General features: G+C 46.1%; 1 protein-coding gene and 1 pseudogene. One reads left to right on the plus strand and one right to left on the minus strand.

Translation table 11 applies throughout. From position 1 onward, the window contains the following. A pseudogene (locus BG74_RS14725) lies at positions 1 to 424 on the minus strand (hypothetical protein); the annotation flags it as partial. Between the two features lie 848 nt (positions 425 to 1,272). On the opposite strand from BG74_RS14725, the gene BG74_RS02685 reads away from it, so the two are divergent. Then, complete coding sequence (locus BG74_RS02685; RefSeq protein WP_066596411.1) at positions 1,273 to 1,476, plus strand: hypothetical protein; 204 nt, start codon at positions 1,273 to 1,275, stop codon at positions 1,474 to 1,476. The last annotated feature ends 492 nt before the right edge of the window (positions 1,477 to 1,968 follow it).

The raw sequence follows: 1,968 nt of genomic DNA on the forward strand, positions 1-1,968 counted from the left end.
GCGGCTGGCCAAAACTGTAGTTTATCGGTGAGAGTGTTCGCGCGGGGCTTCCACGCCGGCAGCGTAATCGGATGACATGAGAGTCTTGACCATCAATGATAGGCCAAAGTGTTAACGCTGACGCCAAGGTGATTGATGTTGCTCTTCTGCACCTGCTGATTGAAAGACCGCAGGATAGCAGATCCCCTGGGGTTGCCAAGAGGCAACACATTGAGGTTTTAGCAACGTTATCTTGCATATTTTTACCGGGCGTTAACCTCCATCTTGACTGCACGCAGAGTATTGCTTTATCAAGAAAATCTTTCGCCAACAGCAGGATGAAAATTTCCACACCCGGACCGGCAATAGCGGCCTGGATGGCGTGCGTTTCGTCGGTGAGCCGCAGACCGGCATGCACGTTGAGCTGCACTGGCTCGTACAGCACCCGCTAGTGACGTCAGTCAGGCGCTGGCTCAATGATATGCTAGCCCTTGATTGAATCAAGGTGGCGGCGATTAACCCTTCCTGCGGGGCTCAAAGATGAGCGCTGGACTGGCAAAACTGTCCTCATACAGCAGGGTGTAGTATCCAGGGCATCGTTAGGCACCATGCTGTAGAGTAATTGACACCACCGTGTTGTGAGTAAGATTCATAACGTCCAAACTTGTATATAACCGCAGGTCCATCTCGGGGCACCACCACGGCAGAAAACGCCGACAGGTGGGTGACATAGCCATTTTCGGCCAGCAGAACGCTCTGCGTATTTTCACTGACGACAAGCGTTTAGCCACTTTTAGGAAAACGCTCGGCCTGCCCCACAATGCCGGCATTAAATGAGCCGAGTATGTATGCCTTACCCCGGCCGGAATGATTTTGAGTAACGCTAATGCCACCTTCCTGACAGTGATTGAGAATTCGTAATAAATAACGCTCTGATACTTATATTTTCTGCAGAGACAATATTTTCATTGGAGGTAATGGACGAAAGATTGGCACCGCCGTGGAAGCGATCGAATAATAAGCCCTTCCTATTCCAGAGATGTTAAATCGATACGAATTTTTACGGGTAACACTGAGATAGAATGCCAAGAAATTCACTGTCGATCGGCCATCAACATACTCTTTCCAGACGTGCTGTTTTATTTAGCATCGTTACCTCCATCACAAGCAGTATCGGCAATAGCCGTAAAAATTGTGAACAACTCCAACTTTTAACCAGAGGAAAAAACAAAAAATTCTATTTCGCAAAGCCGGTAATTCACTGATCTATAAGGAAACGTTACCTACAGAATTATGGCTGCACATACTGCGCTGGAAATGCACATCGTGGTGATGATAATCTTTATGGGGCCTATCCGGGTGAGAAATGAAGTATACCGGGCAGGAAGAAAAATGGCGCCAGGCGTCCAGGAGCTGCCGAGCGTGAGCGGCGAGGGGAATACCCTTCCTGGCGTCAGAGGGGAGTTGGTTATTTTTCTGACTCTGCTGGATCTTTAAATTCACTCTTAAACGCACACGTTATGCCTCGCCAATATATGCACTAGAAACCTCACTTATTTACTGATGAGGCGGACGTTGATGGTCAGCACCTCGCGCCACTAAGTGGCTACTTTTTAATGTTTACAGTGCTCTACCGATTTGTTTAGATGAGACTCAGCCCATCATCACCCTAGCAACAAGCGGAAACCAACCATGATAAGGCTCTGACTGAGCGGCAACTTAATATATTAAAATAGCTGAATATCCCATAATAGTTATCTAATCCTGAGCCATCTTTTGGCCAAAACTACCATTGCTACGAGGATAATTCGTCGGGATATCGCTGATATTAATGATAAATTACGCAAGCAAGAAATTCAGTTGGTCGGGAAGAATAGGTGAGGGATCACAATTAAATTTGCTGACGTAGAATTGTAAATTTCCTCCCGACGCCTATTTTTTTACAGTAAATAATTACATTACATAATAATATATTAGAGTTGAAAATTT

The organism is Sodalis-like endosymbiont of Proechinophthirus fluctus (genome assembly GCF_001602625.1).
GTDB lineage: Bacteria > Pseudomonadota > Gammaproteobacteria > Enterobacterales > Enterobacteriaceae.

What these genes read in the sequence shown, in the direction of transcription:
- BG74_RS02685 (WP_066596411.1), top strand. Translation starts at nt 1,273, where the DNA reads ATGGCTGCACATACTGCGCTGGAAATGCACATCGTGGTGATGATAATC.